The organism is Devosia oryziradicis (genome assembly GCF_016698645.1).
GTDB lineage: Bacteria > Pseudomonadota > Alphaproteobacteria > Rhizobiales > Devosiaceae > Devosia > Devosia oryziradicis.
In genome coordinates this window covers 882,617-906,654 of the sequence record NZ_CP068047.1, presented here as the reverse complement: position 1 = coordinate 906,654, position 24,038 = coordinate 882,617, and the positions used below count along the sequence as shown (strand labels likewise).

27 protein-coding genes and 2 tRNA genes are annotated in these 24,038 nt (G+C 64.5%); 10 read left to right on the top strand and 19 right to left on the bottom strand.

The features are described from left to right. Positions 1–73: 73 nt before the first annotated feature. Positions 74–2,821: a preprotein translocase subunit SecA gene (secA, locus tag JI749_RS04585; protein ID WP_201659820.1), complete on the bottom strand. Its 2,748-nt coding sequence runs from the start codon at positions 2,819–2,821 to the stop codon at positions 74–76. Positions 2,822–3,174: 353 nt separating this feature from the next. Between secA and JI749_RS04580 the strand changes: the two genes are divergently transcribed. Beyond that, positions 3,175–4,128: a peptidylprolyl isomerase gene (locus JI749_RS04580; RefSeq protein ID WP_233280862.1), complete on the top strand. Its 954-nt coding sequence runs from the start codon at positions 3,175–3,177 to the stop codon at positions 4,126–4,128. A gap of 85 nt (positions 4,129–4,213) precedes the next feature. Here the strand turns inward: JI749_RS04580 and JI749_RS04575 are convergent, their stop codons facing one another. Next, positions 4,214–4,837: a TetR/AcrR family transcriptional regulator gene (locus JI749_RS04575; protein ID WP_233280861.1), complete on the bottom strand. Its 624-nt coding sequence runs from the start codon at positions 4,835–4,837 to the stop codon at positions 4,214–4,216. Positions 4,838–4,918: 81 nt separating this feature from the next. On the opposite strand from JI749_RS04575, the gene JI749_RS04570 reads away from it, so the two are divergent. The 3 genes from JI749_RS04570 (at position 4,919) to JI749_RS04560 (ending at position 7,602) form a co-directional block, all read left to right on the top strand. Continuing rightward, complete coding sequence (locus JI749_RS04570) at positions 4,919–5,161, top strand: hypothetical protein (RefSeq protein ID WP_201659803.1); 243 nt, start codon at positions 4,919–4,921, stop codon at positions 5,159–5,161. Positions 5,162–5,302: 141 nt separating this feature from the next. Then, positions 5,303–6,112, top strand: coding sequence for a thermonuclease family protein (locus JI749_RS04565; protein WP_233280860.1), 810 nt, complete (start codon positions 5,303–5,305; stop codon positions 6,110–6,112). Next, complete coding sequence (locus tag JI749_RS04560; RefSeq protein WP_201659796.1) at positions 6,109–7,602, top strand: M48 family metalloprotease; 1,494 nt, start codon at positions 6,109–6,111, stop codon at positions 7,600–7,602. Before JI749_RS04565 ends, JI749_RS04560 begins: the two co-directional genes overlap by 4 nt. A gap of 10 nt (positions 7,603–7,612) precedes the next feature. Here the strand turns inward: JI749_RS04560 and JI749_RS04555 are convergent, their stop codons facing one another. The 4 genes from JI749_RS04555 to argJ are packed head-to-tail and all read right to left on the bottom strand — an operon-like array spanning position 7,613 to position 10,217. Further along, positions 7,613–7,801 carry a Flp family type IVb pilin gene (locus tag JI749_RS04555; RefSeq protein WP_233280859.1) on the bottom strand — a complete coding sequence of 63 codons (189 nt, stop codon included), beginning with the start codon at positions 7,799–7,801 and terminating at the stop codon, positions 7,613–7,615. Between the two features lie 31 nt (positions 7,802–7,832). Further along, complete coding sequence (locus tag JI749_RS04550) at positions 7,833–8,237, bottom strand: (deoxy)nucleoside triphosphate pyrophosphohydrolase (RefSeq protein WP_201659790.1); 405 nt, start codon at positions 8,235–8,237, stop codon at positions 7,833–7,835. Beyond that, entirely contained in the window at positions 8,234–8,980 is a 747-nt protein-coding gene (locus tag JI749_RS04545) for a GNAT family N-acetyltransferase (RefSeq protein ID WP_201659787.1), read from the bottom strand. Before JI749_RS04545 ends, JI749_RS04550 begins: the two co-directional genes overlap by 4 nt. A gap of 1 nt (position 8,981) precedes the next feature. After that, positions 8,982–10,217, bottom strand: coding sequence for a bifunctional glutamate N-acetyltransferase/amino-acid acetyltransferase ArgJ (argJ, locus tag JI749_RS04540; protein WP_201662537.1), 1,236 nt, complete (start codon positions 10,215–10,217; stop codon positions 8,982–8,984). 615 nt (positions 10,218–10,832) lie between these two features. On the opposite strand from argJ, the gene JI749_RS04535 reads away from it, so the two are divergent. After that, positions 10,833–10,909 (top strand) — tRNA-Arg (locus JI749_RS04535). Positions 10,910–10,972: 63 nt separating this feature from the next. Continuing rightward, positions 10,973–11,809, top strand: a complete 837-nt coding sequence (locus JI749_RS04530) for a 5'-3' exonuclease (protein ID WP_201659784.1) — start codon at positions 10,973–10,975, stop codon at positions 11,807–11,809. Between the two features lie 3 nt (positions 11,810–11,812). Here JI749_RS04530 and JI749_RS04525 read toward each other — a convergent pair whose 3' ends face one another. Then, entirely contained in the window at positions 11,813–12,454 is a 642-nt protein-coding gene (locus tag JI749_RS04525; RefSeq protein ID WP_201659780.1) for a ThuA domain-containing protein, read from the bottom strand. A 55-nt stretch (positions 12,455–12,509) separates the two neighbouring features. Beyond that, complete coding sequence (locus tag JI749_RS04520; protein ID WP_201659777.1) at positions 12,510–13,721, bottom strand: ROK family transcriptional regulator; 1,212 nt, start codon at positions 13,719–13,721, stop codon at positions 12,510–12,512. Positions 13,722–13,929: 208 nt separating this feature from the next. Between JI749_RS04520 and JI749_RS04515 the strand changes: the two genes are divergently transcribed. Then, positions 13,930–14,418 (top strand): CAP domain-containing protein, encoded by a 489-nt coding sequence (locus JI749_RS04515; RefSeq protein ID WP_201659774.1) that lies wholly within the window; start codon positions 13,930–13,932, stop codon positions 14,416–14,418. After that, the gene (locus tag JI749_RS04510) at positions 14,408–14,635 is read left to right on the top strand and encodes a sulfurtransferase TusA family protein (protein ID WP_233280858.1); all 228 of its coding nucleotides are present in this window, start codon (positions 14,408–14,410) and stop codon (positions 14,633–14,635) included. Before JI749_RS04515 ends, JI749_RS04510 begins: the two co-directional genes overlap by 11 nt. Positions 14,636–14,639: 4 nt before the next feature. Here the strand turns inward: JI749_RS04510 and JI749_RS04505 are convergent, their stop codons facing one another. The 4 genes from JI749_RS04505 to JI749_RS04490 all read right to left on the bottom strand — a co-directional run bounded on the left by JI749_RS04505 (position 14,640) and on the right by JI749_RS04490 (position 16,197). Next, the gene (locus tag JI749_RS04505; protein WP_201659768.1) at positions 14,640–14,984 is read right to left on the bottom strand and encodes a hypothetical protein; all 345 of its coding nucleotides are present in this window, start codon (positions 14,982–14,984) and stop codon (positions 14,640–14,642) included. A 77-nt stretch (positions 14,985–15,061) separates the two neighbouring features. After that, a tRNA-Leu gene (locus JI749_RS04500) sits at positions 15,062–15,145 on the bottom strand. Positions 15,146–15,173: 28 nt separating this feature from the next. Beyond that, positions 15,174–15,482, bottom strand: coding sequence for an AzlD family protein (locus tag JI749_RS04495; RefSeq protein ID WP_201659765.1), 309 nt, complete (start codon positions 15,480–15,482; stop codon positions 15,174–15,176). Next, positions 15,472–16,197 (bottom strand): AzlC family ABC transporter permease, encoded by a 726-nt coding sequence (locus JI749_RS04490; protein ID WP_201659761.1) that lies wholly within the window; start codon positions 16,195–16,197, stop codon positions 15,472–15,474. Before JI749_RS04490 ends, JI749_RS04495 begins: the two co-directional genes overlap by 11 nt. Positions 16,198–16,504: 307 nt before the next feature. On the opposite strand from JI749_RS04490, the gene JI749_RS04485 reads away from it, so the two are divergent. Then, the gene (locus tag JI749_RS04485; RefSeq protein WP_201659758.1) at positions 16,505–17,863 is read left to right on the top strand and encodes an MATE family efflux transporter; all 1,359 of its coding nucleotides are present in this window, start codon (positions 16,505–16,507) and stop codon (positions 17,861–17,863) included. A 54-nt stretch (positions 17,864–17,917) separates the two neighbouring features. On the opposite strand, the gene JI749_RS04480 is transcribed toward JI749_RS04485, so the two are convergent. After that, positions 17,918–18,334, bottom strand: coding sequence for a winged helix-turn-helix transcriptional regulator (locus tag JI749_RS04480; RefSeq protein WP_201659755.1), 417 nt, complete (start codon positions 18,332–18,334; stop codon positions 17,918–17,920). A gap of 205 nt (positions 18,335–18,539) precedes the next feature. Here JI749_RS04480 and JI749_RS04475 point away from each other — a divergent pair, with 205 nt between their 5' ends. Continuing rightward, positions 18,540–20,996 (top strand): beta-glucosidase, encoded by a 2,457-nt coding sequence (locus JI749_RS04475; RefSeq protein ID WP_201659751.1) that lies wholly within the window; start codon positions 18,540–18,542, stop codon positions 20,994–20,996. Positions 20,997–21,057: 61 nt separating this feature from the next. Here JI749_RS04475 and JI749_RS04470 read toward each other — a convergent pair whose 3' ends face one another. From JI749_RS04470 to JI749_RS04445, 6 genes are all read right to left on the bottom strand, one after another. Continuing rightward, positions 21,058–21,276, bottom strand: a complete 219-nt coding sequence (locus tag JI749_RS04470; RefSeq protein ID WP_201659747.1) for a hypothetical protein — start codon at positions 21,274–21,276, stop codon at positions 21,058–21,060. Positions 21,277–21,291: 15 nt separating this feature from the next. Next, a complete protein-coding gene (locus JI749_RS04465) occupies positions 21,292–21,474 on the bottom strand; it encodes a YjfB family protein (protein ID WP_201659744.1) in 183 nt (60 codons plus the stop codon). 99 nt (positions 21,475–21,573) lie between these two features. Continuing rightward, positions 21,574–22,257 (bottom strand): rhomboid family intramembrane serine protease, encoded by a 684-nt coding sequence (locus JI749_RS04460; RefSeq protein WP_201659741.1) that lies wholly within the window; start codon positions 22,255–22,257, stop codon positions 21,574–21,576. 46 nt (positions 22,258–22,303) lie between these two features. Then, on the bottom strand, positions 22,304–22,900 hold the full coding sequence (locus JI749_RS04455) for a cob(I)yrinic acid a,c-diamide adenosyltransferase (protein ID WP_201659739.1): 597 nt from the start codon (positions 22,898–22,900) through the stop codon (positions 22,304–22,306). Between the two features lie 3 nt (positions 22,901–22,903). Beyond that, complete coding sequence (locus JI749_RS04450; protein WP_201659735.1) at positions 22,904–23,101, bottom strand: twin transmembrane helix small protein; 198 nt, start codon at positions 23,099–23,101, stop codon at positions 22,904–22,906. Between the two features lie 21 nt (positions 23,102–23,122). After that, complete coding sequence (locus tag JI749_RS04445) at positions 23,123–24,013, bottom strand: LysR family transcriptional regulator (protein ID WP_201659732.1); 891 nt, start codon at positions 24,011–24,013, stop codon at positions 23,123–23,125. Between the last annotated feature and the right edge of the window lie 25 nt (positions 24,014–24,038).

Genomic DNA, 24,038 nt, shown 5'->3' with positions numbered 1-24,038 from the left:
TCCCCCGGGTGGACGTAAGGCTTCGGCCGTCTCTCGAAACAAAAAGGCCCGGATCGCTCCGGGCCTTTTCCATTTAATACGCACCGTGGCAGTGCTTGAACTTCTTTCCCGACCCGCACGGGCATGGCGCATTGCGCGACACGCCTTCAAGCAGCTTGGGGTCGATTGGCTTGAGCGAGGGATCGCTGCCGGTCGCGCCCAGGGCACCGGCAATGGTGTCCGAGCCCTCTTCCGCGTCGTTTTCTCCCGTCAGCGGGTCGATATGCGTCTCGCGCAACTGGCTGAGATCGGGCGCCGGCGGCGCCACCGGACGCGGCTGCAGCTCGACATGGCTGAGTTGGGTCGTCACCAGTTCGCGCAGGTTCGCCAGCAGCGACTGGAACAGCTCATAGGCTTCCTGCTTGTATTCGTTGAGCGGATCGCGCTGGGCGATACCGCGCCACCCCACGACCTTGCTGAGATGATCGAGCGTCACCAGGTGCTCGCGCCACAGGCCATCGATGGACTGCAGCAGGATCGACTTTTCCACCTGGCGCATGATGGTTGGGTTGGGTGAGCCGGCCGCCGCCATGTTGGCGATGGTGCGCTCTTCCTTGGCCGCGGCATGGGCGTCGGCCGCCGCGATCAGCCGCTCAGTGATGACCTCGGCGTCGATGCCTTCCTCGGCCGCCCATTCCTTCACCGGAACGTCGATATTGAGATAGGTCTTGGCGGCCGCCTCAAGCTGCTCGACATTCCACTGTTCGGGATAGGAGCGCGGCGGGATGGCCTTGGCGACGATGTTGTCGACCACGTCATGCCGCATCTCGATGACGGTCTCGCTGACATCCTCGGCATCCATCAGTTCGATACGCTGTTCGAAGATCACCTTGCGCTGATCGTTCATCACGTCGTCGTATTTGAGGATGTTCTTGCGGATGTCGAAGTTGCGCGCCTCGACCTTGCCTTGCGCCCGCTCGATGGCCTTGCTGACCCAGGGATGGGTGATGCTCTCGCCCTGTTCCAGGCCCAGCTTGCCCAGCATGGAATCCATGCTGTCCACCGGGAAGATGCGCATCAGGTCGTCCTGAAGGCTGAGGAAGAAGGCCGAGTGACCAGGATCGCCCTGGCGGCCGGAACGGCCACGCAGCTGGTTGTCGATACGGCGCGATTCATGGCGCTCGGTGCCGATGACCATCAGGCCACCCGCCGCCAGCGCCTTGGCCTTGTCGGCGGCAATGTTCTGCTTGATCTCGGCGATCTTGGCTTCGCGTTCGGCACCCTCGAGGCCCTCGGCCTCCTTCTGGATGCGCATTTCGAGATTGCCGCCCAGCTGGATGTCCGTACCGCGACCAGCCATGTTGGTGGCGATAGTGATGGCGCCGGGCAGGCCGGCATCGGCGACGATGAAGGCTTCCTGCTCGTGATGGCGGGCATTGAGCACATTCATGCTGCCCACATTCTTCTTGCGCAGTAGGTCGGCGAGCATTTCCGACTTTTCGATCGAAGTCGTGCCGACCAGCACCGGTTGCCCGCGCTCCTGGCATTCCTTGATCAATTGGGCAATGGCCTCGAACTTTTCGGCGGCCGTGCGGAAGATGGCGTCTTCGTCGTCCTTGCGCTGCACCGGCAGATTGGTCGGTACGGTAACGACATCGAGCTTGTAGATGTCGGCGAATTCCTCGGCTTCCGTCGCCGCCGTACCGGTCATGCCGGCCAGCTTCTTGTAGAGACGGAAATAGTTCTGGAAGGTAATCGAGGCCAGCGTCTGGTTTTCCGGCTGGATCTTGACGCGTTCCTTGGCTTCCAGCGCCTGGTGCAGGCCTTCCGAGTAGCGGCGGCCCGGCATCATGCGGCCAGAGAACTCGTCGATGATCACCACTTCGTCGTTGCGGACGATGTAGTCCTTGTCCTTGCGGAACAGCTTGTGGGCGCGCAGCGCCGAATTGGCGTGGTGCACCAGCGCGACGTTTTCCACGTCATAGAGCGAACCGGACTTGAGCAGGCCGTCCTCGGACAGCCGGGCCTCGAGCTTTTCGATGCCCTGGTCGGTGAAGGTGGCGGCGCGATGCTTCTCGTCGAGTTCGAAGTCGCCCTCTTCGATGATCGGCATCACCGAGTCGATCTTGATATAGAGGTCGCTCCGGTCATCGGACGGACCTGAAATGATCAGCGGCGTACGCGCCTCGTCGATCAGGATGGAGTCCACTTCGTCCACGATCGCGAATTCATGGCCGCGCTGCACCATCTGGGCGCGCGTGTATTTCATGTTGTCGCGGAGGTAGTCGAAGCCCAGCTCGTTATTGGTGCCGTAGGTGATGTCGGCGGCGTAGGCGGCCTTGCGCTCGGCGTCGCTCATGCCATGGACGATGATGCCGGTGGTGAGGCCCAGGAAATTGTAGATCTGGCCCATCCAGGCCGCGTCGCGCTTGACCAGGTAGTCATTGACCGTAACCAGGTGCGCGCCCTTGCCGGGCAGGGCATTGAGATACATCGGCAGCGTCGCCACCAGCGTCTTGCCTTCACCGGTGCGCATTTCGGCAATGCTGTGCTCGTTCATCGCCATGCCGCCGATGAGCTGCACGTCGAAGTGGCGCATGCCCAGCACGCGCTTGGAGGCCTCGCGCACGGTGGCAAAGGCGGGGACGATCAAATCATTGAGATCGGCGCCCTGCTCGAGCTGCGCGCGGAACTCGGCGGTCTTGCCGCGCAGCTCGTCGTCGGTGAGCTTCTCGAACTGGGCTTCGAGCGCATTGATCTGCGCCACCTTGCCCTGGAACCGCTTGACGTGCCTGTCGGACGGAGACCCGAAGATCCGCCGGGCGAGCGCAGCAAGTGCCATATGTCAGGTCCTTTTATGACTCATCGGGGCGGGCTGGGGAGGTGCGGGATAGGACCGTTCGGCCGCGTCAACGCGATGAGAAAGCCTTTCCGGCTTTGAATTTCTGGTATCCGCCACGTGGCGGAAAAGCGGGTGAGATGTAAGAGCGGCCCCCTGTCTTGTCAACGCTGCCGAAATGGGCGACACCTGCTTGCCTCTGCCGGAAAGGCCCCGCAAGAACGGGATTTTGGCACCTGGTTGCTCACAAGGCGCGGCGCGGCACATTTTGGCCCTGTTGACGTGTGAGGGGCAGACCCAGGACCCGACATGAACGAGCCAGCCGCATGATACATGCCGGCAAGGAGACCGACCTGATGATTTTTTCCCCCTCCCGCCTCGCCCGCACCGCGAGTGTTCTGGCGCTGATGCTTGCTGCCGGCACGCTGGCCCCTGCCTTGGCGCAGGACGCTGCTGCACCGGCCGCCGAAGCGCCGGCGGAAGCCGCGCCGACGGCCCCAGCCGCGCCGGTCTCGCCTGACACGGTCGTGGCCACGGTGGGCGGCGAGCCGATTACCGAGGCCGACCTCAGCTTCGCTGCCGAGGACCTGACGCAGGAACTCAGCCAGATGCCGGCCGAGCAGCGCAAGCCGTTCCTGCTGCGCGTGCTGATCGACATGAAGGTCATGGCCAAGGCCGGTCAGGATGCCGGCATGGCCGATACGCCGCTTTTCCAGCAGCGTCTCAATTATCTCAAGGAGCGCGCCCTGCGCCGCGCCTTCTTCGCCGAAACCATCGCCAATGCGGTGACCGAGGACGCCGTGCGCGCGCAATACGACAAGTTCGTCGCCGACTTCGTGCCGGCCGAAGAGATCCGCGCCAGCCATATCCTGGTCGCCGATGAGGCCGAAGCCAATGCCATCAAGGCAGAACTCGATGGCGGCGCCGATTTCGCCACCATCGCCAAGGAGAAGTCGATCGATCCTGGTGCAGCCAATGGCGGCGACCTCGGCTTTTTCGGCAAGGGCATGATGGTCGCGCCCTTCGAGGCCGCCGCATTCGCGCTGACCGATATTGGCCAGATCTCGGCTCCGGTGAAGTCCCAGTTCGGCTGGCACATCATCAAGCTCGAGGAAAAGCGCCAGTCGACGCCGCCCGCCTTCGAGCAGGTCGCCGGCCAGCTCCAGCAGCAGCTGCTGATGCAGACCTTCGACGACACCGTCGCCCGGCTGATGGATGGCGTCACCATCGACATTCCCGACGCCGCCCTCAAGGCTGCCGTCGACGCCCAGAGCGAAACGCAGCCTGCCGAGGAAGCACCGGCCCAGTAGGGTCTGTGGGGGTATCCCACACCCACAGAGCGTCACCCCCGGGCTTGACCCGAGGGTGACGGTCGAGTTTGCTTGGATGCCTGATCTAAGCCAGCAGCCCGCGCACCATCTGCCGCGCCGTCTGGCGCAGTTGCGCGGGGTCACGCTCGATCCGTCCCGTCAGCAGGCGCTGCCAGATGAAGCCCGCCAGCATGTCGGCACACAGCCCCACATTGACATCTGCAGCCAGCTCGCCGCGATCGATACCGCGCTGGAAAATCTGTCCGCTCTGTAGCCGTCGCTCGGCCGAATAGGCCCGCAGCGATTCCGCGGCTGCCTCGTCGCGCTGCGCCTCGGCCACCACGAAGCGAAACACCTGCCCCGCGCCGGTATCGCCCCAATGGGCAAACACGCCGGTGAGAAATGCGAACACGTCCCCCTCGACCGTGCCGGTATCCATATGCACCGATGCCGGTTTTTGCCGATGATAGACATCGAGCAGCAGCTTGGTCTTGTCCGGCCACCATTTGTAGATGGTGGGCTTGCCGGCCCGGGCGCGTTTGGCCACCGCCTCGATGGAGAAGCGGGCGATACCCTCTTCGGCCATGATGGCTTCGGCCGCGTCCAAAATCGCCCGCTCGGTGTCGGGGTTCCGGCGGGCGCCGATGGACCGGCGGCGATCGTCGACATCGTCTGCTGCTTGCTCGCTCATGCCGACAATATGGTTCAAAAAGATTCCGAAGCAAAGCACTTGAACGAAACGTGTCGTTCAGTTACGTAACGAAACGTACCGTTTCATAGGAGATTGCAGATGCAACCCTCACTCGCCGCCCGCCTGCGCATGACCCTGATCATGACCGTCTTCGTTTATCCCGTCGTGACCGTCTATCTCTACATCCTGATGCCGCTTACGGTGGGTTGGGAAATGTGGCAGCGCAGTTTCCTGCTCGTGCCGATGATGGCGACTACCATCGTCATGCTCATCGTGCCCTTCATCACCAAGCGCTTCGGCGCCTTCATCGCCGGCAAGAAGCCGATCGGCGCCGCTGCCTGACGGCCGGCATCGCATCACCAAATGATGGGTGAGCCCGGCGAGCCGGGCCACCGCCGCCCCAGATCTTCACGCCTTCGCGATCGTTCATCATTTTTTGCCGCATTTGGGTGCATGGTGAATGAAATCTTTCTGGGGCACTCCTTGTTCAAGACCAGTCTCGTCCATCTCGCCACGCTGGCGGCGCTCAACACCGTCACGGTGGCCGCGCTTGCCTGCGAGCAGTTGCGCATGGAGCCGGGCGGGATCGTGACCTCGGTCACCGATGGCGACACGGTGATCCTCGACGATGGCCGTGTCGTCCGGATGATCGGCACCCAGGCGCCAAAGCTGCCGCTCGATCGCCCCGACTTCCCCACCTGGCCATTGGCGCCCGAGGCCAAGGCGGCGCTCGAAGCCATCGCCCTCAACCAGCCCGTACGGCTCGGCTTTGGCGGCGAAACCATGGACCGCTATGGCCGGGTGCTGGCCCATGTCTTCGTCGAAGCACCGGACGGGGAAATCTGGGCGCAGCAGGCCATGATCGCCAGGGGCCTGGCGCGGGTTTATTCCTTTCCCGACAATCGTGCCTGTCTCGACCTTCTCTTTGCGGCGGAAGGGCGCGCGCGTCTGGCCGGGCTTGGCATCTGGGCCGATCCCTATTACAGCACTCGTGCGGCAAACGCGCCGGGCGACCTCCTCGCCCGGGCCGGCCACTATGAACTTGTCGAAGGCAGGGTCCTTCTCGCCGAACAAAGCGGTGGGCGGGTCTATCTCAATTTCGGCCGGTTCTGGAAAGAGGACTTCACCGCCGTGATCGAGGCACCGGCCCTGCGGCTGTTCGCCGAAGACGGCCTGGATCCGCTGGTGCTGGAAAATGCGTTGGTGCGTATTCGCGGATGGGTGGATGACCGGGATGGTCCACGCATCGAAGTGACCCATCCCGAGCAGATCGAGGTTCTGGCGACACGATGATCGGGTTGGGGCATATCGCCAAGGGTTTGCAGACCGGGACACGCAATGGCCTGCTGGCCGTATCGCTGCTGGCGCTGAGCGCCTGCACCACGCTGACCGGCGCCAATAACGTGGCCGTCACCCAGACTGGCGACAATCCTGCGCCTACCGTAGTGCCGGAGGGGACCGAGCCAGATGACGTCGTCATCGGCCGCCGCGAGCATCCCCGCATCATCGCTGCCTATGGTGGCGTCTATTCCGACCGCCCTGCCGAAATCATGGTGGCGCGCATCGTCGGCCGCCTGCTCGCCGCCGCCAACCAGCCCAATGCCCAGTTCCAGGTGACCATCCTCGACAGTTCCGAGGTCAATGCCTTTGCCTTGCCGGGCGGCTATATCTATGTGACGCGCGGCATCCTGGCCCTGGCCAGCGACACCAGCGAATTGGCTGCCGTACTGGCGCACGAAATCGCCCACGTCACCCTGCGCCACGCCCGCGCACGCACCGACCGCACCCGCACCACCGAAATTGTCGACCGCGTCATTACCGGTGTCTTCGGCGGAGACACCTCGACCGACGCCACGGCCAATCGCACGCGCCAGTCCATGGCCGCCTTCGGCCAGAACCAGGAACTCGAGGCGGACCGTGAGGGCATCAAGTTCGCCGGCAAGGCCGGCTATGACCCCCAGGCCGCGGCCCGGTTCCTCGGCGTCATGAGCCGCTTTGCCAGCTTCTCGGCCGGCGAGGACGGCGGCGCCGGCTTCCTGTCGTCCCACCCATCGACGCCAGCCCGCATCGAGAAGGCCATGGAAACCGCCCGGACCATGTTCGGCCAGAGCGGCATGGGCGAGGTCGACCGCGACGGCTACCTGGCCTCCATTACCGGCCTCACCTTTGGCGACAGCCCGGCCCAGGGCTCCATCGTCGGCCGGCGGTTTATCCATACCGCCTCCAAATTCACCTTCACCGTGCCCGAAGGCTATACCCTGCAGAATTCGCAGAGCGCCGTGGTTGGCGTCGCGGGTGATGGCGAGGCGGTGCGCTTCGACAGCGCCGATGTCCAGGCCAATGTGCCGCTAGCCGACTACCTGCGCTCGGGCTGGATTGCTGGGCTCAAGGCCGACAGCGTGACTACCCAGACCCTGAACGGCATCGAGATGGCGTCGGGCCTCGCCCAGACCGACCAGTGGTTCTTCCGCGTTTCGGTCATGCGCCTCGACGGCCAGGTCTACCGCTTCATCTTCGCCGCCAAGGCCGACAGCGCCCGCTTTGCGCAGGGCGCCGAGGCGACGCTCAAGAGCTTCCGGCGGGCCGAGAGTTCCGACCTCAACCAGGTCCGCAAGGTGGCGGTGCGCATCGTGACGGCCAAGGCCGGCGACAGCGCCGACTCGCTGGCCCGCCAGATGGCCGGCCTCAGCCGCGGCACGGAACTGTTCTACATCATCAACGACCTCTATCCCGGCGACCCGGTGGTGCCCGGCGAGAAGTACAAGGTCGTGGTGTTGCAGTAGGCCCTGCGGGCTAGTCCATCTTGTCGGTCTGGGCGCCGATGACGTCGGAAGCACTGCCGGTGCCGGCACTCATCAGATTGACCAGCGAATTGCCCAGAATCGCGAAGCTGGCCAGCAGGGCAACCGCGATCAGGGCGGCGATCAGGCCATATTCGATGGCCGTGGCGCCGTTTTCGTCCTTGCGGAACCTGTTGATCATCTCAGCCCACATACTTGCCCCTGACCCGCGCTTAGAGCAGATCGCACAGCGCTGCGATCAGCGGTTCGTCCGCTGGTGGCATGGGATAATCCCGCAACTGCTGCGGGCGAACCCATTTGAGGGCGACATGCTCCCGCGGCTCGGGCGTTCCCTGCCACTTCCGACAGGCATAGAGTGGCATCAACAGGTGAAAATTATCGTAAGAGTGGCTGGCGAACGATAGGGGCGCAAGACAGGCCGTCTTGGTGGAAATGCCCAATTCTTCCTCCAGTTCGCGGATGAGCGCCGCCTCTGGCGTCTCCCCCGGCTCGACCTTGCCGCCGGGAAATTCCCACAGGCTTGCCATGGCCTTGCCCGGCGGGCGCTGGGCGATGAGCACGCGCCGGTCGGCATCCACCAGCGCCACCGCCACGACGAGGAGCAGCGACTGGCTCATGCCTGCCCTCGCACGCGATAGGTGTAGTCATACTGATGGGTATAGCCCAGGCTGCCATAGAGCGCCTGCCCGGCCGCATTGTCAGCCTGCACGTTGAGGGCGGCTGTCGTGGCGCCCTGCGCCTTGGCCCAGGCCAGCCCCGTGCGCATCATGGCCGAGCCCAGCCCCTGCCGGCGCCGGTTGCGGTCGGCGATGACGCTGGTTGCCACCGCGATGCCATCGGCGATCGCCATCAACCCCGAGGCGACGGCGGCGCCGTCCCGCTCGACGACGATCCCCATGGCGGGGACCGCCAAGACCGCCAGCACGTTCCGCATTTGGTCGACCTTGGCGTCCGAATAACCCTGCAATGCCTGCTGTGCCGCGAGGAACCGGGGGTCGAGCGGCTCGACCAGTTGGCCCTGCGCATCGGCTTCGTGCTCGGCCAGCGGCATGGCGAAGAGATAGCTCCGATCGATGGTCGCCCAACCGGCCTCGTCGAGAACGGCATTGAGTCTGTGGCTGGCCAAGGGCGTCGTGCGCACCACCGGGGGAAGGCCCCGCGCCGTGAACCAGTCGACGCCGGCCGCCAGGCGATCCTCGGCATTATCGCCATCATCGGGATCGAAACACTGCAGGGAATTGGCGCGCTTGGTAAAGCCGCCCGCCGCCCGCCGCACCCAGGAGCCGTCCCATTCCACCTCGATGCCCGGCCAGGTCTTGAGGCACGCCCGCTCCATGGTCAGCGTATCGGGCAGCGCCATGTCAGCTCCGATAGTCGCCATTGATGGTGATGTAGCCATGCGTGAGGTCGCAGGTATAGACCGTGGCGCGCCCCTCGCCGAGCCCCAGGCTCACGGTCAGCTCCAGTTCCTCGCCCTTCATATAGGCCGAGGTCGCGGCCTCGTCATAGCCAGGGGCACGCTCGCCATCCTTGGCCACCAGCAGGTCGCCGAAGCGGATAGCCAGCTTGTCGCGATCGGCCGGCTCGCCCGCCTTGCCCACGGCCATGACCACGCGGCCCCAATTGGCATCCTCGCCGGCAATGGCGGTCTTGACCAGCGGCGAGTCGGCAATCGACTTGGCGATGCGGAACGCGCTGGCGTCCGAGGTTGCACCCTCGACATGCACCGAAACCTGCTTGGTCGCGCCTTCGCCGTCGCGCACCACCTGGATGGCGAGGTCAAGCAGCACGTCGCGCAGCGCTTCGCCGAAGGTCTCGGCGCGTGGATCGTCCACGCTCTGGATCGGCTCGACACCCGCCTTGCCGGTGGCAAAGGCCAGCAGCGTATCTGATGTCGAGGTGTCGCTGTCGACGGTAATGGCGTTGAAGCTGGTATCGACATGGCGGGCCAGCAGCGCCTGCAAAACTGGCGCGGCAATAGGCATGTCGGTGACCACGAAGCTCAGCATCGTGGCCATGTCGGGGGCGATCATGCCCGACCCCTTGGCGATGCCGTTGATCTTGACCTCAACCCCGTCGATCTCGAGGATCGCCCCCGAAAGCTTGGGGAAGGTATCGGTGGTCATGATGGCCTTGGCCGGCTCGATCCATGGCGTTTCCGCCATGCGCGTCGCGGCCTCATCCAGCACGCCGGCAAACTTGTCTGCCGACAGCGGCTCGCCGATGACCCCTGTCGAGGCGAGAAAGACTTCGCTGGGGCTGCAGCCCAGCGCCTTGGCGGCGTAGTCGGCCGTCATGGCCACGCTCTGCTTGCCCTTGGCGCCGGTAAAGGCATTGGCATTGCCCGAATTGACCACCAGGCCCCGCGCGACCCCACCGGGCAGGTTGGCCCGGCACCAGTCCACCGCCGCGGACGAGCATTTCGAACGCGTCAGCACGCCGGCCGCCGTGGTGCCCTCGTCGAAGGCCATCAGCAGCACATCGGTGCGGTTCTTGTACTTGATGCCGGCTTCGGCCGTGGCAAAGCGCACGCCCGCAATTTCCGGCAGGTCCGGATAGGATTTGGGAGCGAGCGGGGAAACCGGGTGGGCAGCCATGGCAAAATCCTCATGCGAAGTGGGCATGGGTTTGCCCGAAACATGCGGCAACCGCAAGACATGCGGAAGCGCCGCCTGGGCCCGGAGGCGTCGCGGGGTCGGAGCGCAAGAGCGCCCGAGGACACGGTGCGAAGCGGCTTTCGCCCCGACGGCTTGCGCCGCCTGTTTGGTAGTTGAAGAGGCGAAAGCCGCTTCACACGAATGGGGTTTTGGGCAGGTTCGGGCCAGGTACGCTGTGTCGCAAGCGCAGCTGCCGGGTTTCCCCTGCCTGGACCAGGCGACCCCGGTCCACCCATCTCCCCGCCCGATGCTTCGTCGGCACCGCGTGAGCGGCGGGAACGGGAGCATGATGCCAGAGGAAAAATGGGCGGGGATAAGTTATTTTTACGAGGATCGTGGTCGTGGCCCACCCCCTCCTACCTCCCCCATCAAGGGGGAGGTTTTCGCTCCACTCACGTGCACGATCCAGTCACGAATACCGAACGGCACCTCCCCCTTGATGAGGGAGGCTGGAAGGGGTGTGTTTGGCACCGGCACTCGGGCTCTCCTCCCTACTCTGCCTTCGCAGCAAACGGGGTTTCGCCGTTCCTCCGCATTTGCTATCCACCCTATCGTGGTCTCGTAGCTCAGCAGGATAGAGCACCGGATTCCTAATCCGGGGGTCATGGGTTCGAATCCCGTCGAGATCACCACCCCATCTTGCCCCTATGCATCGTCCTGCCAGCCGCTAAGCTATGGCTGTTTGGAGGACATCAATGGCAAGACGACCGCTCCTGGTGATCGACGGCGATTCCTTCGCCCATCGCGCCTATCACGGCCTGCCCAAGACCATCCGCCGCAAGGGCGATCGGGCGGGTGGCGCCATTGTCGGCTTTGCCAATTACCTATTGCGCCTCTGGCAGGAGGAGCAGCCGCGCGCCGTTGTGGTGGGCTGGGATACCCTGGCCGAGCCCAACTGGCGGGCGCTGGAATTTCCGGACTATCAGGGTGGCCGCGAATATGACGACGATATCGTCGATCAGCTCGATATCCTGCCCGAATTCGTCGCCGCCTGCGGTTTTCTCAGCGGCAAGTCGGCGCGGTTCGAGGCCGATGACTTCCTGGCCACCGCGGCCGCGATGGAGGTCAAGGCCGGCGGCACCGCGCTGGTCGCCAGCGGCGATCGCGACGCGTTCCAACTCGCCTCCGACAAGGTGACCATCCTCCACCCGGTCAAGATGGGTGAGATTGCCCGCATCGGACCCGCGCAGGTGCGCGAGCGCTATGATGTGGAACCTGCACAGGTGCCCGATTTCATCGCCCTGCGCGGCGATCCGTCCGACAAGATCCCCGGGGCCCGCGGCATCGGCGAGAAGACCGCGGCCAGCCTGCTCAAGCGCTATCCGGACCTTGAAGCCATGCTCGCCGATGGCAAGTTCGAGGCGCAGGCCGATGACCTGCATCTCTATCGGCGGCTGGCGACGATGGTCACCGATGCGCCGCTGCCTGAAATACCCGACATGGTGCCGAGCTGGGACAAGGCCGCGGCGCTGGCGCGCGATTGGGAACTCAAGGCGCTGTCGGAGCGCCTCGAGCAGTTGGCGGCGGGCTGACGCTTACCGCGCCGCCCAGTTGATGCCGCGGCGCAGGATGGTTGCCATTTCCGGCACCTGGAACTCCGAGGAGACATGGCCCAGCGCCGAGTAGAACACCCTTCCCTTGCCGTGCTTGCGCTTCCACACCACGGGCATGGTGACGCCATCGATCCAGCTGGCGTGATCGCCATTGAAGGTGGTGGTGGCGAGGACCTCGTTGGAGGGGTCCACATGCATGTAATACTGCTCGGAATGGTAGGGGAAACTCTTGACCCCGGCCATGATCGGATCGTCCGGCCGGGTCACGTCGACGCGATAGTCGATGATATTGCCCGGATGGGCCACCCACTGGCCGCCCACCATGAACTGGTAGTCGACCGCCTCGCGGAAGGCATCGCCCATGCCGCCATGATGGCCGGCCAGGCCAACGCCCGACTCCACCGCGGCGGTGAGGTTGGAGAGCTCCTCCTTCTCGATCTTGCTCATGGTGAAGATCGGGATGATGAGGCTCAGGTCATGGATCGAGGGGTCGGCGAAAGCCTCGGTGGTGTCCTCGACATAGACCTTGAAGCCATCCTGCTCGAGCCAGTCCTTGTAGATCCTGGCGCATTGCTCGGGCTCGTGGCCGCTCCAGCCACCCCAGACGATCAGTGCTTCCCGCATTCTCTTCTCCTCACGCGATAAAATGGGCCGGCGCCATGAGGGCGGCCGGCATGAACTATTGCAGGGCGTGGCGGGCCGGTCCGGTCGTACCCCAGGGCGAACCGTAGAGCTCGCCCAGAGCCACCGCGGCGGCACCGCGCGCCCAGAATTCGTCGCCGGCATCGTCGATGACGATTTCGGCCAGGTCGGTCAGCGACGCCGGAATGGCGTTGGCAAAGGCGACCCGCAACGGCTCCAGCAGATGCTGGCCCAGCGCCAGCGTGGTGCCCACCAGGATCACCCGTGGCGGGGCGAACAGGGCCACCAGGTTGGCGATGGCGATGCCCAGGGCCGCCCCGGCCCGCGCCGCCGCATCGCGCAATCCGGGGTCACCCGCCGCCAAGAGGCCTTCGACCTGTGCCATGCCCTGCCCCAGGCGCACCGCTTCGCTCATGCGCTGGTCGGGCTGGCCAAGGGCCAGGATCGCGCCCTCGCTGGCGAGATCCGCCAGCCGCACGGCGTTGTCGCCGCCCGCGCCCATGACCATGTCGCCCAGCGTCAGGCTGAGCCCATGCGCGCCGCGGAACAGCTGCCCGCCATGCATGACGCCCAGTCCGAGCGTGTCCTCGATGGCGACCAGCACGAAATCGTCGCGGTCGCGCGCCTGGCCGAACCAGTGCTGCGCCATGGTGATGGCATTGGCATCGCTCTCGATGATGGTGTCGATGCCCAGCCGGGCCGCGATGGCCTGATGCAGCGATACGTCGAGATCGCTGAGCACGCTCGAGGCCAGCACCTTGCCGGTGCCATGCTCGATGATACCGGGGAGGCTGAGCGCAATGGTCTTGATCTGGTTGAGCCCGAGGCCCGCATCGCGCACGCAGCGCCGCACGCCGTCTTCGACCAGGTCGGCAATGACAGGGGTGGGGATGCGGTCGACGCGCACCGGCAGGACCAGGCTCGCCAGCACGTCGCCCTGGAAATTGGTGGCGACGAAGACAATGCGGTTGGCGGCGAGCTTCGCCCCCACGACCCAGGCTGCGTCCGGGTTGAGCGCCAGCATGACGCGCGGCCGGCCGCGCAGGGTCTGGCTGCGGATATCGCCCTCGTGCCGCACGGTGATCAGCCCGTCATCGAGCAGAGAGGCGGTGATGGCCGAGACCGTGGTCGCCGACAGGTCCGTGCGCTCGCCGATCTCGACACGGGCAATGGCGCCATGCCGGCGGATCGTGTCGAGCACATGGAAGCGGTTGATGGCCCGCATCAATTCGGGATCGGCGGTCTTCATGAAGGCGCGGCTCGCTGCGGGCTCCCGATTTAAATCGGGATGCAAATTAACTGGCAGGTGTTGTAGTCGGCTGCCATACAAGTGCGCAAGGCCAAATCGGCTGGCGTTAAGCGGATGGCAGGGCTCTGCGGCTATGACGGCTAAAACCATCATTTGGCCTTGCTGCCCGCCTAAGCGGGCCGTCGATCATTTCAGCCCGGGATTTTCCATGACCGCCTTGCGCCGCCTCAAGCTTGCCATCCTGCCCGTCGCCGCCATCGTTGCCGGTGCTGCCATCGCCGCCTGCAGCATGGGCGGGGGTACCGGCGCCGGCATTGCGCTGGCTCCGGGCCTGTCGGCGCGCATGGACCAGCCCGGCGCCAACCTTGACCGGGCCCAGGCCATTTCGATGATCAACGCCTACCGCGCCACCAACGGCCTGCCCGCGCTCACGCCCGATCCGGCCCTCGACGGCACCGCCCAGGCGCTGGCGGCCCAATATGCGCAGACGGGCACACCACCCCGGGCGCCGCAGGATCTGACGGTGATGAAGCTCAGCGCCGGCTACGCTACCTTTGCCGAAACCTTCTCGGGCTGGCGCAACAGCCCGTCCGATGCCGTGGCCCTCAAGGCGACCGCCACCAGGGCCGGCGTCGCTGCCGTGTTCAATGCCGCCTCCACCTATGGCGTCCATTGGGTCCTGGTCCTTGACGACTGACCCGGAAACCATCGACGCCCGCGGCCTCAAATGCCCGCTGCCCGTGCTCAAGATGGAAAAGCGCCTGGTGTCCCTGCCCGCCGGCGCGCAGCTGATCGTGCTGGCCACCGACCCGATGGCGAAGGTGGATATTCCGCTTTACTGCCGCCAGCACGGGCATGACTGCGCCGCCGATACGCAGAATGGCGTCCTGCGCTTCGTGATCACAAGGGCTTAGAGCCCTATTCGGCCGCCGCAGGCGATGAAGCGGTCGCCGCCGCCTCGCTCCGGCGCCGCATCCAGCGCGCCGCGAGGAACATGATCGTGGGCCAGAACATGGTGTTGACGACGTCCTTGGGGCTGTCGCCCAGGTCGACGCCGATACCGTTGCCGTTCCAGTAGAGAATATCCATCGCCTCGTTGGCGAGCTCGAACGCCAACAGCGCCAGCCAGGGCAGCCAGCTGGCCAGCGAGCGCCGGAACACCAGGGCCACGCCCACGAAGATCGCCAGCCCGATATGGACATGCAGGGCGTCCTTGGTGATGTCGAGCGTCTCGGACAGCAGCGTCTTGATGGCGTCGTACATGGCAGGTCCCGCGTTCACCGCAAGGTGTCAGCCAATCCTTAACGATTGACTGCGGGGACGACGCGAATGGATGAAGTTGGTGCCCCCCGCCGGACTCGAACCGGCACGTCTTGCGACGGAGGATTTTGAGTCCTCTGCGTCTACCATTCCGCCAGAGGGGCACGGGCATGGTCTCTAACCCAGCTCGGGTTAGCCGACAAGCCACAACCGGGCGAAGTAGACCACGATGACGCCCGCGGCCATGGCGGCGAAGAGATTGCGGGTGACGAAATAGACCAGCGTGGTGGCCGCGGCGGCGATCACCTCGGCAGGGCTTCCCGTCACCAGGGCCGGAGCGACCAGCGCAGCCAGCACGGCGCCCGGGATATGCTTGAGCCAGCTAGCGGCAAAACCATCGCGCGGCAGGCGGTTGGCCAGCAGCAGGCCGCCGGCCTTCACCGCGAAGGTGACCAGCGCCATGCCGATGATGGCGATGAGGGCTTCCGGGCTAGTGAGCATGGCGTAGTCTGTCGAAGAGGGCGCCGGCAAAGCTGCCGACCAGGCCGCCGATCAGGATATACCAGCTGCCGGGCACCAGGCGCGCAGAGACAATGGCGGCCAATGCGCCCACGATCCAGGGCACGAGGTCCGCCCTGCCCTTCCACATGCCGAGCAGGAGGGCGAGGAACGTCGCGGTGAAGGCGAAGTCGAGCCCGTACTTCGTCGGGTCGTCGATGGCCGAACCCAGCACGTGGCCGGTGACGGTGCTGGCCATCCAGACCGAATAGGCCACGATGCCGGCGCCGACCAGGAAGCCCACCGTGCCGCGCTTGCCCCTGTTCATTTCGCCCACGGTCAGCGCCCAGGTTTCGTCCGAAACCATGAACATGGTCAGGGCGCCGCGCAGCTGCTGGCCGGGGCCGAAGAGCGGGCGCAGCGTGGCGGTCAGCAGCAGGTAGCGCAGGTTGATGACCAGTGCGGCGACGATCAGCGGCCCGATGGGCCGGCTCGATGGCGTCACGGTCCAGAGATCGAGCGCCACGAACTGGGCCGACCCCGCAAAGACCAGCCCGCTCATCAGCACGACTTCGAGCAGGCTCAGCCCGGCTCCGCGCGCCAGCACGCCCCAGACGACGCCATAGGCCGCGATGGAAATGGCCACCGGCACGAAGGTGCGGGCGCCGACAAAGACATGCTCGGCAAAGGAGTGGTGGCTCGGGGCAGCGACGGACATGCCGTTGTGTAGCTGGCGGCCACGGGCGACGCACGGAGAAATCGTCATTGGCACGATGACAAGTGATGATGGCCGCCATTTGCGCCGGTTATGCCGCATACCCTAGACCTGCCACATTGACGCACCCTGACCTCAGGCGTACACAACCCGCCGTGTCATTTCCAAGCCTCCAGCGCCCGTCCAGCCGGCGCCCCGTCTTCGGGGCGTGAATAGGTCCCCGCAACGGCCCTGAACATTTCTTAGGCCTGCCGCTGCCTTCGGGGCCGTGACGTGACGCTGCGTTTTTTCGAGGTTCAGGAGCGTTCAGATGAACTCCCATTCCAGGCCGCTTTGGCAGCGGTTTGCTTTCTTTCTCGTGCCGTTGATGGCGTCCAATATCCTGCAGGCGCTGTCGGGCACCATCAACTCGATCTATATCGGCCAACTGATCGGCGTTGAGGCCCTGGCGGCCACGGCCACGTTCTTTCCCATCATGTTTTTTCTGATGAGCTTCATCATCGGCCTTTCGGCCGGTTCGACGATCCTGATCGGGCAGGCCTGGGGCGCCCGCAATGTCGACAAGGTCAAGCAGGTGGCCGGCACCACGCTGGCGGCGACGCTGGTGCTCGGCGTGCTTGTCGCCATTGCCGGCGGCATCTGGACCGAACAGATCATGACCGTGCTCGGCGCGCCGGAGAACATCCGCGCGATCTCGGTGGGCTATGCCCGCATCGTCCTTATCGGCATGCCCGGCTTCTTCCTCTTCCTCGTGGTTACCTCGGTGCTGCGCGGGGTAGGTGACACCATCACGCCGCTCTTCTCGCTGATCCTGTCGATGGTGGTGTCCATGCTGGTGACGCCGGCGCTGATCCTAGGCTGGTTCGGCCTGCCGCAACTGGGCGTCAACGCGGCGGCCTGGGCCTTTATTGCCGGCTTCCTGACCGTGCTGAGCTTCCTGTTCTTCTACATGCGCGCCCGCAGGATGCCGCTGGCACCAGACAGCGTGCTGCTTGGCGCCATGCTCAGGCCGGACTTCAGGCTGCTTGGCCTGATCCTCAAGCTGGGTGTGCCGGCGGGCCTGCAGATGGTGATCTCTTCAATTGCCGGCATCGTGGTGGTCGGCCTGGTCAATCGCTTCGGTTCCGATGCCACTGCAGCCTATGGCGCGCTCGGCCAGGTGATGAGCTATGTCCAGTTTCCTGCCATGTCGATCGGCATCGCCGCCTCGATCTTTGCTGCCCAGGCCATCGGCGCCAGGCAGTTGGAGCAACTGGGGGCCATCACCCGCACGGCACTGCTGCTCAACCTGGTGATAACAGGAGGCCTGGTCGGCCTGGCCTATCTCTTCAGCCAGCATCTGGTCGCGCTGTTCATCACCGACCCCGCGGTGATCGATCTCACCGAGACGCTGCTGCATGTGGTGCTGTGGAGCATCCTCTGCTTTGGCTGGAGCGTGGTGTTCTCTGGAATCATGCGCGCCAGCGGCACGGTCTATGCGCCCATGCTGCTGTCGCTGGCCTGCATCCTGTGCATCGAGCTGCCGGGCGCCATCGTGCTCAGCCAGACCAGCCTGGGCCTGACGGGCATCTGGGTTGCCTATGCGACCAGCTTCACCATGATGCTGGTGCTGCAGGCGAGCTGGTACCAGTTCGTCTGGAAGAAAAAGCAGATCGTGGCTTTGGTCTAGGACCAGCACAAACCGTGTCATTCCGGCGTCGGCCGGGATGACACGAGGTTGCGGTCAACTGCGCACGTAGGCGACCTTGCGCGGTTCTTCGGCCGCAACCGCGCTTTCGCGCGCATCATAGACGGCACGCGCCTCGATGATCGCGCCATGGTGTTCCGCCGACCAGTCCCAGAGCTTGCTGATCGGCACTTCGAGCGTCTTGCCCATTTCGGTCAGGCCATATTCCACCCGTGGCGGCACTTCGGGATAGATGGTGCGCGTGACCAGGCCATCGCGCTCGAGGTTGCGCAGCGTCAGGGTCAGCATGCGCTGGCTGACGCCATTGATCATGCGCTTGAGTTCGTTGAAGCGCAGCGTGCCATTGCGGCCCAACATGCCCACGACCATGACGCTCCACTTGTCGCCAATGCGGTTCAGCACATCGGACATGGCCGTGCAATTGGCGGATTTGGAGGTGTCGTGCAGTGACATCGCTATGCCTTCTCGTGTGTAACTCAGGCACAAATATAGATGTAGTTCTCTTCTGTGCCTAGGGCGCAGATGTCGCATGAGCCCGGGTAAGGGACGCCGCCGCCGCGCTGACCTTTCGACCGATCATGATGTCCAAGTGAATTGACAGCTTCGGCGCCGGCGCTGTCTTTGTCTGCCCACACAACCACGTGCCGAGGAGACCACCATGGCCGACCGCATCGCCGAGCTTGCCGATCAGATGACCCTGGATGAAAAGGTCTCGATCCTGTCCGGGGAGGATTTCTGGTCGGTCCCCGCAGTCCCCCGTCTCGGCATCGGCAAGCTGCGGGTGACCGACGGTCCCAATGGCGCACGCGGCGGCGGTTCGCTGATCGGAGGCGTCAAATCGGCCAGCTTCCCGGTCGGCATCGCCCTGGGCGCCACCTGGAATGTCGACCTGGTCAAGGAAATCGGCGCGGCCCTGGCCGACGAGGTCAAGTCCAAGGGCGCGCATATGCTGCTGGCGCCAACGGTCAACATCCACCGCTCGGTGACCAATGGCCGCAACTTCGAATGCTATTCGGAAGACCCGATTCTGTCCGGCGAGCTGGCCGTGGCCTATATCGTGGGTCTTCAGGGCCAGGGCATCGGCGCCACCGTCAAGCATTTCGTCGGCAATGAATCCGAGATCGAACGCACCACCATTTCGAGCGAGATCGACGAACGATCCCTGCGCGAAATCTACCTCATCCCCTTCGAATGGGCGGTCAAGAAGGCCGATACCTGGGGCGTCATGAGCTCCTACAACCGCCTCAACGGCACCTTTACGTCCGAGCATAATTGGCTGCTGACCTCAGTGCTGCGCCAGGAATGGGGCTATGACGGCATCGTCATGTCCGACTGGTTCGGGTCGCACTCGACAGCCGAGACAGTCAACGCCGGGCTCGACCTCGAAATGCCCGGGCCCCCGCGCGATCGCGGCCAGAAGCTGATCGATGCCGTCAATTCCGGCGCCGTCAGTCAAGACACCCTGCACGAGCGGGTGATCAACATGCTGCGGTTGATGGAGCGCGTCGGTTCGCTCGATGATCACAGCGAGTGGCAGGAAAGGGCTCATGACCGCCCTGAACACAGCGCGCTGATCCGCCGGGCCGGCGCCGAAGCGGCCGTGCTGCTCAAGAACAACGGCGCCCTGCCGCTGAACGGTGATGGCAGCATTGCGGTCATCGGACCCAATGCCAAAATCGCTCAGATCATGGGTGGCGGCAGCGCCCAGCTCAACGCGCATTACCGCATCTCGCCCTGGCAGGGCCTGGTTTCAGCGCTCGGCGAGGACCGGCTGCGCTATGCGCCTGGCTGCACCAACCACCGCTTCGAGCCGGTGCTGCGCGGACAGTTCAAGGTCGAGTATTTCGCCAACGAGACGCTGGCCGGCGAGCCGGCGCACGTCGCCAGCCAGGACGAAGCACAGGCGTTCTGGATCGGCCACATCGCCGACGGCAAGGTCGATCCGCTGCATTTCTCCGCCCGCCTTACGGGCAGCTATACGCCGGAAACATCGGGCACCCACCGCGTCGGCATCTATTCGGCCGGCTTTGCCAAGGTCTTTGTCGACGGCAAGCTGATCGCCGATGCCTGGACCAACTGGCAGAAGGGCCGCACCTTTTTCGAGGAAGGCTGCGACGAGGTGGTCGGCACGGTCGAGCTCCAAGCCGGTCGTGCCCATGAGGTGGTGATCGAATTCGCCACCAAGGCTTTTGCCACGCTGGGTCTGGCGGCTTTTGCCGCCGGCATCGGCAAGCCTTTGGGCGACGACGCCATTGCCGAGGCCGTGCGTGTTGCGCGCAATGCCGACACCGCCATCGTCTTCATCGGCCGCAATGGCGAATGGGACACCGAGGGCTCCGACTTGCCCTCCATCGACCTGCCGGGGCGGCAGAACGAACTGGTGGCCGCCATCGCCAATGCCAATCCCAATACGATTGTGGTCCTGCAGACCGGTGGCCCGGTGGAAATGCCATGGATCGGATCCGTCGCGGCGCTCATCCAGGCGTGGTATCCGGGCCAGGAGGCGGGCAATGCCATTGCCGACGTCCTGACCGGCGTCGCCGAACCGTCCGGCCGCCTGCCGCAGACCTTCCCGGTGCGCTGGGCCGACAACCCCGCCCATTCGCAGGACCGCGAAGTCTATCCCGGTGTCGAGGGCAAGGTGCGCTACGAGGAAGGCATCTTTGTCGGCTATCGCCACTATGACCGGCTCGGCATGACGCCGCTGTTTCCGTTCGGCTTCGGACTGGGCTATGCCCGCTTCGCCGTCAGCGATCTCACGGTCGACGATACCGAATTCGAAGCCGAAGGCAGCGTCATGGTGGGCCTGTCGGTGACCAATACGTCCGATCGGGACGGCGCCGCCGTGGTGCAGCTTTATGTATCCGACGATATTGCGTCCGATCCACGCCCGGCCAAGGAGCTCAAGGCCTTCCGCAAGGTGCAGCTCAAGGCCGGCGAGAGCCGGCAGATAACTATGACCCTCGATGCCCGCGCCTTCGCTTTCTATCGGGTGCAGGCCAAGCATTGGCTGGTGGAAGACGGCCGCTTTACCCTGCGGGTTGGCCTCTCCTCAGTCGACCTGCCGCTCACCGCCACGGTCGAACGCAAAACCACACTGATGCTGCCGGTCTAGTTCCGGCAACGAAACAGTCTCGCGGCGCAAGCCGCGAGAACCGCACAGCCTCTAGATTGGGTCAGACAAGCCGGTCGACGACCGCGCCTGAATCGATCAGAACGGGCTCGGCCTGTCCGGTCGGGCTCAGTAGGGCCGCCTTGGCCTGCTCGGCATCGGCCGCAGCCATCAGGTCGGCGCGCAATTTGGCGACCTTGGCCAGGTGGGGAGTCGAGGTGTCGCCTTCACGCAGGACGATGCGATTGACCATGACGGAAGGGCTGATACCAAGGCCGCTCATCGCGCACTCCTTGTACTAGGCCGTCTTGTCGACCCGAATGCCCTGTCCGGGCGGCGGGGCCGACTGGGAAACCTGGATCAACGTATTGACCAGGTCCTGCTGCATTTCATGCGCCTTCTTGAACACAGCAATCTGCACGCTGTTCTGCAGCTTGTTGCTGTTCATCTGCATGATCTGGGTCGAGAGGTCGGTATTCATGACGGACCTCCTTTGCTGATGATCCAGCCTCGACTCTAGGGTTGGGGCGTAAACAAAACCTTGGGCAATCGTGGCGATTTAGTGAAACTTGCGCCGGCCTCAGCGTCCGCCCAGCAACGCCACTTCATGTCGCCTGAAGCCGGCGGCCAGGATGAGCCCGGCTGCAAAGCCACCCAGATGCGCCCACCAGGCGACGGGCTCGTCCGAGCCGATCACCACATAGAACAGCTGCGTCGCCACCCAGAAGCCGAGCATCCAGAAGGCCGGTACCGGCAAGGGTATGAGCACCACCAGCCGCGCCAGTACGAAGACCCGCGCATGCGGATAGAGCAGGATATAGGCCCCCATCACCCCCGCTACCGCACCCGAGGCGCCGATCAGCGGACCGTTGTCGGCCATGTTGAAGACCAGATGCGCGAGCGCCGCGCACACCGCACAGGCGAGGTAAAACACCAGGTATTTGAGGTGCCCCATGGCATCCTCGATATTGTCCCCGAACACCCAGAGGAACAGCATGTTGCTCAGCAGATGCAGCCAGTCTGCATGCAGGAAGGCATAGGTGAACAGGGTGCCCCAATCGGGCAGCCACGGCACAGGCTGCGGATAGACGTTGCGCACCACGATCGGGATCATGCCGAAGTCGATGGTCGCCTGGTCGAACGCCGCCTGCGGCAATACCGACTGCACCAGGAAGCACAGGATGGTGACGCCGATCAGCCCGTAATTGACGTAAGGAAAGCTGATATGGCGGATGCGATTGGCATCATGCAGCGGCAGGAACACGGTCAGCCCCTTCTTGTTTCCACTGTCCCCTGAGGAGTGACGGCGGTTATCCGCCCTTGCTCACGTCGCCATAATTGCCCGGCACCCACAGCACGTCCTTGCTGCCATTGTTGTTGGCGACGCGGGCGAGGACGAACAGCAGGTCCGACAGCCGGTTGAGGTAGCGCACGGCTTCCGGGCTGGTATCGGTTTCGGTCGCTGCCAGTTCGACCGTGATGCGCTCGGCCCGCCGCGTCACGGTGCGCGCAATGTGCAATGCCGCCGCCAGCGGCGAGCCGCCGGGCAGGATGAAGCTCTTGAGCGGCTCGATATCGCGATTGTAGTGGTCGATCTGCTTTTCGAGGAACGCGGTCTGCACCGGCCGGATGCGCAGGGTGGGATATTCCGCCGCCGGGTCATCGGCGCCGGGCGTCGCCAGGTCCGAACCGACATCGAACAGGTCATTCTGGATGCGCGCCAGCAGCATGTCGATCTTGGGCATGGAACTGGTATGGAGCCGGGCCATGCCGACGCTGGCATTGGCTTCGTCCACCGTGCCATAGGCCTCGACGCGCAGGTCATACTTGGCCCGGCGCGGACCACGCACCAGGCCCGTCGTGCCGTCGTCGCCGGTCTTGGTATAGATGCGGTTGAGCTTGACCATGAACTAGCCGCGCCCGCCAAACAGGAACAGGGCGCCCAGCAGCAGGACAAGTGCCACGGCCTGGCCGATGACGCGCAGGCGCATCAACCGCTGGCTGGTATTGCCCGGCCCGCCCTTGAGCATGTTCCACAGCCCCATGCCGAGCACGATGACGACGAAAAGCAGCGCGAGGGCAATGGCGATGTTGAGAGCGGTCTGCATGGTATCCTGCCGAAAGAGTTGCTAGGCACTGATATAGGTGATGAGACCCTCGGCCAGCGCGTCATAGATGGCACGAATCCGATGCGACGTGAACAATTCCCTGTGTGTGGTCAGCCACACTTGAAGGGGCGGGATGGCAAGGTGGAGCGGCAGGGCGACCATGCCGGGCGTCGACTGCACCAGGCTTGCCTGGGCAAAGCCGATGCCCAAGCCGGCCTTGAGCAATTCCCACATCTGCGTCTGGTCATCCGTACGCACGACAAACTGCTCGCGCGTCAGCGGCACTCCGATCGAGCGGGCATGGGCGATGATCAGGTCCGAGCGGTCCAGCCCGATCATGTCGTGCCCATACAACTCGGCAATGCTGCCCGGCATGCCGCGCCGGCGGAGATAGTTCTCATGCGCGGCAGGAATGATCGGCAGATTGCCCAGATGCCGCGTGACCAGTTCAAGCTGGGTCGGACGGAACATGCGAATGGCGATATCGGCCTCCCGCAACAGCAGGTTTTCGGCTGAGTCGGACGGCACGGTCTCGATGGCTATGCGCGGATAGAGCTGGCGGATCGGCCCCAGCAAGGCCGGGAGAACGTAGTTGGACATGACCGCACTGGCGGTGATGCGCACGGTGCCGCCCAGATCGTCCTGCGCACCTTCGGCCATGATCGCCGCTTCGGCCAGCGACGCCTGCGCCTGCGCCACCGGCTCATAGATGCGCAGGGCAGTGACGTTGGGTTTGAGGCCGGTGAGGCTCCGTTCGAACAGTGTCAGACCCAGATCCGCTTCCAGCGTCTCGATATGTCGGCCCACTGTCGGCTGGCTGATGCCCAATTCGCGCGCCGCCGCCGATAGCGAGCCATTGGCCACTACGGCGGAAAAGCTGCGCCACAGCGCCCAGTCCGGCTCCCTATTCATAATTGAATGCGCAACCCACACAAAC